This is a genomic window from uncultured Shimia sp. (assembly GCF_913054185.1).
Lineage (GTDB): Bacteria > Pseudomonadota > Alphaproteobacteria > Rhodobacterales > Rhodobacteraceae > Shimia.
The window spans coordinates 1-8304 of sequence record NZ_CAJXIV010000133.1 but is presented as its reverse complement, the minus strand read 5'-3'; the positions used below and the strand labels follow the sequence as shown (position 1 = coordinate 8304).

7 protein-coding genes and 1 pseudogene are annotated in these 8304 nt (G+C 54.0%); 2 read left to right on the top strand and 6 right to left on the bottom strand.

Annotated elements, in window-relative coordinates:
• Window positions 1-181, bottom strand: a 181-nt coding sequence (locus QZ517_RS18930; protein WP_294230230.1) for a hypothetical protein, incomplete at its 3' end; no start/stop codon positions are given.
• 372 nt (window positions 182-553) lie between these two features.
• On the opposite strand from QZ517_RS18930, the gene QZ517_RS18925 reads away from it, so the two are divergent.
• Complete coding sequence (locus QZ517_RS18925) at window positions 554-1783, top strand: hypothetical protein (RefSeq protein WP_294230226.1); 1230 nt, start codon at window positions 554-556, stop codon at window positions 1781-1783.
• Between the two features lie 575 nt (window positions 1784-2358).
• On the opposite strand, the gene QZ517_RS18920 is transcribed toward QZ517_RS18925, so the two are convergent.
• Window positions 2359-4818 carry an FAD-dependent oxidoreductase gene (locus QZ517_RS18920; protein WP_294230224.1) on the bottom strand — a complete coding sequence of 820 codons (2460 nt, stop codon included), beginning with the start codon at window positions 4816-4818 and terminating at the stop codon, window positions 2359-2361.
• A 103-nt stretch (window positions 4819-4921) separates the two neighbouring features.
• Between QZ517_RS18920 and betI the strand changes: the two genes are divergently transcribed.
• Window positions 4922-5554, top strand: coding sequence for a transcriptional regulator BetI (gene betI, locus QZ517_RS18915; RefSeq protein ID WP_294230221.1), 633 nt, complete (start codon window positions 4922-4924; stop codon window positions 5552-5554).
• A gap of 56 nt (window positions 5555-5610) precedes the next feature.
• Here betI and QZ517_RS18910 read toward each other — a convergent pair whose 3' ends face one another.
• From QZ517_RS18910 to QZ517_RS18895, 4 genes and pseudogenes are all read right to left on the bottom strand, one after another.
• Window positions 5611-6402 carry an SDR family oxidoreductase gene (locus QZ517_RS18910; RefSeq protein ID WP_294230218.1) on the bottom strand — a complete coding sequence of 264 codons (792 nt, stop codon included), beginning with the start codon at window positions 6400-6402 and terminating at the stop codon, window positions 5611-5613.
• Between the two features lie 22 nt (window positions 6403-6424).
• On the bottom strand, window positions 6425-7222 hold the full coding sequence (locus tag QZ517_RS18905) for an SDR family oxidoreductase (protein WP_294230215.1): 798 nt from the start codon (window positions 7220-7222) through the stop codon (window positions 6425-6427).
• Window positions 7219-8037 carry an ABC transporter permease gene (locus QZ517_RS18900; RefSeq protein ID WP_294230212.1) on the bottom strand — a complete coding sequence of 273 codons (819 nt, stop codon included), beginning with the start codon at window positions 8035-8037 and terminating at the stop codon, window positions 7219-7221. Before QZ517_RS18900 ends, QZ517_RS18905 begins: the two co-directional genes overlap by 4 nt.
• A 9-nt stretch (window positions 8038-8046) precedes the next feature.
• A pseudogene (locus tag QZ517_RS18895) lies at window positions 8047-8304 on the bottom strand (ABC transporter permease); the annotation flags it as partial.

The following is an 8304-nucleotide window of genomic DNA, read 5'->3' as shown; positions in this document are numbered from 1 at the left end:
CCGCGTTGCAGTCACTCGTTTTTGGAAAATGCTGCGCAATGCACGAACGGCTGGTTCGGGGAAGCCGCAGTGCGGCGACGGGCAGGCTGTTGAATGTCTCCTGTGGGCCGGATCTGCCGTGAAAGGCGGAAATACTTTGCAGTTTTGCAGGGTCCGCAATCTGCGCAAAGCTGCCGCTCATGCTGACTGCGGCATTGGTGGCATGACACTCCCTGTCGATAACCGCTTCGGGCTGAGAGCAGACGCTTGCTGCACTCGACCTCGATTGCGGCTAAGCACAGGAAGCGGAGTTTGCAAAGTCTGGCGAACAGCCCGTAACAGCCGTCGTATTTTTATGCCAACTGACGGAAGCGGACATTCATACAACTTGACTGGCGCCTTTAATGCGGGACGTAGATAACCGTTGCTGGGGGGGGGGCAATGGCTGCCTTGGGAAAGCTAGGGCTATCAGCAATGGCCAGAATTAGGGGGTAACAAACTAGACTCTCAGACATGATGCGCTAATCTGAAATTATTTCGCGTATATGTACGTAGTCGATTTTGAAGGTAACCCATGTTGGATTTTAGTCAGTTTAAAGACGCACTTGCCCAGTTTCATGAAGAGTTCGCAACTGAACTCATGGACTTGGAGTGGGTCGCGGTTGAGTTGCATGCGGGCTTGGATGCCGCAAGCCCGGAAATCATTGTTAAGCTCTCTGGCAGCGTGGATTCGACACCTGGATCAATGCGTGCAGGATCGACATTCGAATACGATGGTCGTAGTTTTGCGGTCCGAGTGATGGCTAACAGGAAAATCGTTGCGCAAATTGAAGCGGGAACAGCTGCACGGCCTGAGGGCGCTCCATATTATGGGACGTACGGCGGTCCGATAATGTTAAACGGAGTGTTGGTTGCAATATCAAATTGGCATGTTTTCTGCAGGAGCGGGAACAGCTCGAGCATCGGAGATAGAATACAGATAGATGGAAAGACAACCGCATCCCTGTATGATTTCGAACCGGTAAACGAGTTTGGAAACAACGAATATGATATTGCATTTGCTGAGTTCGATGACCCGGAAGGTATTGAAGCTCAATTTCGCGAGTGTTCCGGTGGTACACGCCTTCGGTTTCCACGTCGGCTAGCCTGGTCTGTTGAGTTCGGTAAAGCGCATTATACGGTCGGTGCACGCTCCCCAGCTTGTGGTCACGGCAAATTACTAGGAGTCGCAAGTATCCGAGTGAACTACGGAAATGGTCGACTAATTCCCTTTTCAAATCAATTGATGTTCTCAAAAATGTCAAACCGAGGCGACAGTGGTTCACTTGTTGTAGACGAGGAACGGCATGAAGCTGTTGGCCTGATTTTTGCAGGTGACGACGACTCTAGTTATGCCAACTTTCTACCTGGCTACTCAAACTTTTTGACAAGAGGCAGCATCGATCTAAGACAATCAGAGTCTTTGATGAGCTTTGCGTATCAACCGACGATGCGAAAGGAAGAAGTGTCATTTGGCGGAAGAAAATCGTTATCAATGGACATGGATTTTGAGAAGGATGGTGTCGCGCCGTCGGTAGATGAAGCCCCCTTTCCCCGAGATTTGATCGACCCTACAAAACGAGTCAGATTTTTTGACATACATCAACATCATCAAATTCGGATTGCTGACGTTCAAGGAAGCTGGGTCAAAGCCCAAGTATTTGCCCAACGCGATCACACGCCTGGACATGGTATACAGTACTACTTGGCTGCCACCGGCTTTTTTAATGTCAATGCACCAAGCCGCTTATACTATCTTGGTTAGTGCTTCGTACACTCGCGCTATAGCGTAGGAAGCATAGCTTGGCCGAGCCCAACAGTTGACTTCCTGTGGGTCCAAACTCGCCGCACCGCCCGCAAATTCCGCTGCCGGGAAACGAGCGCGACTTTTGCAAGCCCATTGTCTGCGAATTGCCGCCATTGGCACCTCTCGTCGAAGCCGGCCAAGCGCAGGGTGGACAAGCATTTGTGCCTGGAGGTCGGCTCCCAGCCCTTTTGCGACATTGGCGCAGTGTGCAGCGAGAGTTCTGCTGCACGCGCGAAGCGCAAGGCCAGGCTTTCGAAAGCAGGCTTCCAGAAGGCAATTGCAGCCACTCGAGCTGCGTCAATGTCATCGATGCGCAGTTAGTGACCTTTACAGAGTCTGCGAGGTAAATGTGGGCCAATGGCCTGGGTTGGCCTGGAGCCGCCGATAAGTTGTGTCGATTAATGACCGCTCTAGGCCACAAAAACGAAAATGCCGGTCCAGAAAGGGTTTTGGCACGACTGCTCGCAGGACATCGGCTGCATTTGTCGCGCTACAAAATTACAGAAATCTTGGAAAGAACTGCATTCCCAGTCTCAACATTTGATACGTTCCATAGACGGATCGAACATTGGCTTGATTGACGCCGTCGCCGGAAAGGCCTGGCCAGCGATATCAATTGTCCAGTTCCCATTTTGCACTATGGCAAGTGACACCGGCTCATCGAGAGATACAAAGCCAATTCCAACGGCCCCGCCCAGCGTGTGACCATATCCGCCAATCTGCAAGTGGCCAACTTCGGCACCATCCAAGTAAATAAGCTCATTTCCATAAAGCAGCGGTTTGGGGTCCTTAAGCAGGAATTGCAGCATTCGGGTTTTGGGAACGCCACGCTCCTTGATTTTTACCAGCGCATCGCGGCCGATGAACCCGCCGGGCTTGTCCAGCTTCACGGCAAAGCCAAGCCCAGCTTCGATCGGGTTGTCAGTGTTGTCCACGTCCAACCCAAAGTCGCGATAGGCCTTCTCAAGTCGCAGTGAGTTGAGGGTCTGCATGCCCGCGTCGCGCAGGCCAAACTCGCGGCCTTTTTCTTTCAAGAGGTCATAGACCTGAACGGCAGCATAAGAGGGCACCTGAAGCTCCCACCCAAGTTCGCCAACAAAAGTGACCCGGAAGGCTTTTACCATCCAATAGCCAACATCTATGTCCTGACAAGTCATGAAAGGGAACGCCTGGTTGGACATGTCAGTGGCGGTGACCTTTTCCATCAATTGGCGTGCTTTGGGGCCATGAATGTTGATCTGAGTGATGCCCGGCGTGACGTCTGTGATCACCGCAACTTCGCCTGATTTGATGTGGCGGCGCATGCGCATTTCGGTGTGGCCGTGGCTGTTTTCGCCAACCACCACCAAAAATTTGTTTTCGCCAAGGCGGGTTACGGTCAGATCGGCTTCAAACCCGCCATTTTTATTGACCCACGCAGTATAGACCAGACGGCCAAGGGGAACATCAACTTCGTTGCAGCTCAGTCGGCTCATCAGCGCCAGCGCATCGGGGCCTTCGACAACAAACTTGGACATGGCCGACATGTCCATGAGGATCACATCCTCACGGGCGGCGCGGTGCTCTTCGGCGTGCCAGTCAAACCAGTTCTGCCGGAACCAGCTGTACTGCTCTACCTTTGCCTGTTCGGGAGTTGGGGCAAACCAGTCGGGCATTTCCCAGCCATGCCCCTCAGAAAAGAAGGCACCTGAGGCCGACAGCCGATCGTGTAAGGCTGAGCGTTTTAAATCGCGAGCGGTTTCATAGCCTTCGTTGTGATAGTGCTGGCCAAACATTTTCCCCAACAGTTCAGGCCCACGATCGCGGCGAAAGGCGCGGGTGGCGTGGTGACGGGTGAACCGGTTTACGTTGATGCCGGTGACATCGATCGGTGGGTGTCCGTCCACAATCCAATGCGCCAGTACATTGCCTGTGCCCGCGCCGTTCAGGATGCCAAGGCTGTTCATGCCACAGGCCACAAAACAATTGCGCAGTTCCGGGGTCTCGCCAACCAAGGGGGCAAGGTCAGGGGTGAAGCTTTCAGGGCCGCAAAACAGCTTGCGCACCCCGACATTCAGGGTTGAGGGCACGCGCGAATAGGCGGTTTCCAGATGTGGCGCCACGCGGTCCCAATCCGGTTCAATCTCGCCAAACGCAAAATTATCCGGGATGCCGTCAAGCTTCCAAGGGGCTGCGCCTGGCTCAAACAGTCCAAGCATCAGCCCTCCCATTTCTTCCCGGTAGTAGGTGTAGGTCGACGGATCTTCGAGGACCGGCAAATCGCGGCTTAGACCGTCGATGTTTTCTGTGATCAGATAATAATGTTCGGCTGCTTGCAGGGGAAGGTTGATCCCGGCGCTGGCCCCCAGTTGCCGTGACCACATACCTCCGCAAATCACAACGTTTTCGGCCGTGATGGTCTGGCCATCAGAGGTGCGCACGCCGGTTGCTGTGCCGTTCTTGGCCATGATTTCGGCGACGGTGACACCTTCGAAAATTTGTGCCCCGCGCATGCGGGCACCTTTGGCCTGCGACATGGTCACATCCACCGGATTGGCGCGGCCGTCCTCTGGCGTATAGAAACCCGCCAGCACGTCAGACATGTCGCCAATTGGGAATAGACTTTGGCACTCCTGAGGGGAGATTTCGTGAATATTGATGCCATGGCGGCGCATGAAAGGCGCCAAGCGGCGCATTTCATGAACGCGCTCTTCGTTGTTGGCGATTTGCAGATAGCCAACGTCACGAAACCCGGTGGTAAGGCCTGTTTCCTGTTCAAGATTCGCGTAGAGGTCGCGCCCGTGAGTGTAGATTTCACACTCAGCCTCGGTTGTCAGCAATCCCCCCACAATCAGCCCGGCGGCGTGCCACGTGGTACCAGACGTGAGTTGGTCGCGCTCCAGCACCACCACATCTGTCATGCCCAGTTTTGCCAGATGGTAAGCGGTGTTGCAGCCAATCGAGCCGCCACCAATGATCACGGTCTGCGCGTGCGTGGGAAGAGGTTTGGTCATAACTGGGTCAACTCCGCGAGATTCGGTATTTGATCAAATCCTTGATTGACGTGGCCGAAAAATCAAGCCATTGATTGAATGATCATTCAATGGGTACCAGTTTATGATTGAAACAAAACAGAAAAAATCTCGCACTGCATCGCCTGAAGTCAGGAAAAGGCAGATTGTTGACGCGACAATTGCGTCCATTGGCAAACACGGAATTTCGGGCACGACTATGGCGTCGGTTGCCAGACTGGCGGGGCTGTCTGCGGGGCTTGCGAACTTTTACTTCAAGAGTAAAGACGCACTGCTGGAGGAAACCTTGCGCTGTTTGGCAATGGAACATCGTGAGCAGTGGTCAACGCGGCTTCAGGCTCCGGACCTGGACGCACCGGCAAAGATTGTCGCGGTCATCGATGCGCAGTTTCACACATCCATTTGCAATCGGAAAAAGCTGGCCGTGTGGTTTGCCTTCTTTGGGGAGGCGGCTTACCGAAAATCTTACCGCCGCATCACCACCTCAATCGACGCAGAACGGCTTGATGTAGTGGCCGGTCTGTTTGATAAGATCATAAAAGAGGTTGGGAGCCCCTTGGACCCAAAAGGGGTGGCCCGTACGCTGGAAAGCCTGTTTGACGGGTTTTGGTTGAATATGCTGATGTACCCCGATCAGTTTTCGCGAGAGATGGCAAAAGCCCAGATATTCGACTATTTACACACCAGTTTCCCACGCCATTTCACGCCTATGCCATAGCGGCACCGCTACGGGTGTTGTTGTAGTGCGGTTGCCGGCACGCATACGGACTTGTGTCAGCCTTTGGCATACCATCCGTTGTCCACATAGGTGGCATTGCCGTTGATAAAACTGGCCTCATCAGAAGCTAGAAAAACCACCGCTGCAGCCACTTCTTCCGGGTAACAAATGCGGCCTTGAGTGGCTGCCATTCCGGTCTCTTCCCACTCTTGTCCCGCAGCATCCAGTTCGGCAATTTCTTTCAAGCCATGAGCGGTTTCAATAAATCCCGGACAGACAGCGTTGCAGCGAATGCCTGCGTCGCGGTACTCGGTTGAAATGGTGCGTGCCAACTGAAGAACCGCACCTTTGGACATGCAATAGACCGATTCAAGTGCATAGCCCAGTTCAGCGGCAATAGAAGAAGTGATGACAATCGAGCCGCCACCGTTGGCGCTCATGTCCTTGACCGCGCGGCGACATGTCAGGAAGGCCGATTTCACGTTCACGTCCATCAGCCAGTCGTATTCGGCCTCGGTGGTCTCGTGCATCGCTTTTACAATGATCGTGCCCGCGTGATTGAACAGAACATTGTAGGGCCCAAAAGTCGCCAGCGCCTCGTCAAAGGCTTGGTTGATTTCGGTATCTTTGGTCACATCCGCATGAAAAAACGCGGCTTCGCCCCCTGCGTCGCGTATCATGTCGACAGTTTTTTGCCCCTCTTCATCCTGAATGTCGAAGATGCTGACCTTGGCGCCTTCCTCGGCAAAGGCCAGGGCGGTTGATCGCCCCATACCGGTTGCGCCTCCGGTGATGACAGCCACTTTGCCAGCCAGGCGGCCGTTTGGGGATTTTATACTGTTGGTCATTTGGGTCTCTCCAAACAGAAATTCAGATGCATTCTCCGCCATCAATGACAAGCGCATGGCCGGTCATGAATGTGGACATGTCAGAGGCGAGAAACAGGATGGAATCGGCCATTTCATCGGTTGTGCCCCAGCGCCCCATTGGAATGGTTTTGGCAACGTAGCGCTCCAATTTGTCGCGCCCGCCCATTTGCGTCTCAAAACCAGCGTTAAAAGGCGTGTCGATGAACCCGGGGCATAGGGAATTGAAGCGGATGTTGTCCTTGGCATAATCGGCAGCCATTTGACGGGTCATCGCGACAACGGCGTGTTTGGTTGTGGCGTAGGCGATCATCTCGCGGTCATATTGCACACCTGAATTGGACGAGGTGATGATCACACTGCCGCCGCCTTGTGTGCGCATATGCCCAACCACCGCGCGGGCAGCGATAAAATGCGACCTGACGTTCAGCTTCCAAGACATGTCCATGCCATCAAGCGGAACCTGTTCCAGATTGCCTTCGATTTGATAGCCCGCATGGGAGTGCAGCACGTCAATTTGGCCGTAGGTTTTGACGGTTTTGTCAATCTCGGCGGCAACCGCTTTGTCATCGGTCACATCAAGGGCTGCCGAAGCCGCACTTAGGCCTTCGGATTTCAGCGCTTTGACAACCTGAGCGGCCTTGTCGGCATCAAGGTCTGTCACAACCACCTGTGCTCCGTGGCGCGCCATGGCCATGGCGCCCGCGCGCCCTATGCCGGAGCCGGCGCCGGTGACCAGTGCGACTTTGCCTTTGAGAACAGGGAAGTAGCGATCGGATGAAAGGGGGCCCGCGAGCGTCATTTTGATTTTTTTCCTCCGCGTTGCAGCAGCAATTGGGCCGTGATTAGCAACAGCAGAGAGACCATCAGAACCATGGTTCCAATCGCGTTGATCTCTGGTGTGACGCCGCGGCGGATCGAGGAAAACACATAGATTGGCAGAGTGGTTTCGGACCCGGCGACAAAGAAAGCGATGATAAAATCGTCAAAGCTGAAAGTGAAGCTGAGCAGAAAACCCGCCAGGATGGCCGGAAAAATCATCGGCAGTGTTACCTGTCGAAAAGTCGCCATGGGCGTTGCGTACAAGTCTGAGGACGCTTCGGTTAAAGCGCGGTCCATACCGGCCAGTCGGGCCCGCACAATGATCACCACCAACGCCATCAGAAACATTGTATGTGCCGCAATCAATGATCCCATGCCCATATGCAGTTTGGGTGGAGTCCATCCATTTGGCCAAATCGCCGCGATTATTGGATTCAGTTGGTCAAACACCGTGACCAGCCCGATCAACGTGGCGATGCCAATCACGATTCCGGAGATCATGACCGCAACATAGATCAGCAGGTCAAATGCGGTGCGCACCGGCCCTTTGATCCCTTGTAGAGCCACCGCAGCCATGGTGCCAAAAACGCTGGCACATAAGGCGGAGGTAAAGGCCACGATCAGGCTGGTTTCCAGCGCATCCATGACAAAGGGATTGGAGAGTGCCTTGCCGTACCACTTGGTTGAAAATCCCTGAAGCTGGCTGGCATGACGGCCGGCATTAAAGCTGAACAGCGCGATCACACCGATCGGGATGTACAAAAACAGGTAAACGCAAATTGCATATATTCTCATCGGTTTACCTCACATGATCGACACGTCTTCGCGGCTGGCGCCAAGACGATTGATAAGCCGCATGTAGACCGTGACGGTGATCAGCATGACAACCACCAGCGTGACGGACACCGCCGAGCCATAAGCCCAGTTGCGGGATTGCAAGAACAGATCGACCAGCGCGTTGCCAACGAAGAAAACTTTGCCGCCACCCAGCAAAGCCGGGATCAGATATTCCCCCATCAATAAGATGAAGACGAGCATGCATCCGGTTGCGATGCCGGGGAT

Excerpts from the sequence above, each read along its gene's own strand:
- QZ517_RS18920 (WP_294230224.1), bottom strand. The coding sequence starts at position 4,818 with ATGACCAAACCTCTTCCCACGCACGCGCAGACCGTGATCATTGGTGGC.
- QZ517_RS18900 (WP_294230212.1), bottom strand. The coding sequence starts at position 8,037 with ATGAGAATATATGCAATTTGCGTTTACCTGTTTTTGTACATCCCGATC.
- QZ517_RS18905 (WP_294230215.1), bottom strand. The coding sequence starts at position 7,222 with ATGACGCTCGCGGGCCCCCTTTCATCCGATCGCTACTTCCCTGTTCTC.
- betI (WP_294230221.1), top strand. The coding sequence starts at position 4,922 with ATGATTGAAACAAAACAGAAAAAATCTCGCACTGCATCGCCTGAAGTC.
- QZ517_RS18925 (WP_294230226.1), top strand. The coding sequence starts at position 554 with ATGTTGGATTTTAGTCAGTTTAAAGACGCACTTGCCCAGTTTCATGAA.
- QZ517_RS18910 (WP_294230218.1), bottom strand. The coding sequence starts at position 6,402 with ATGACCAACAGTATAAAATCCCCAAACGGCCGCCTGGCTGGCAAAGTG.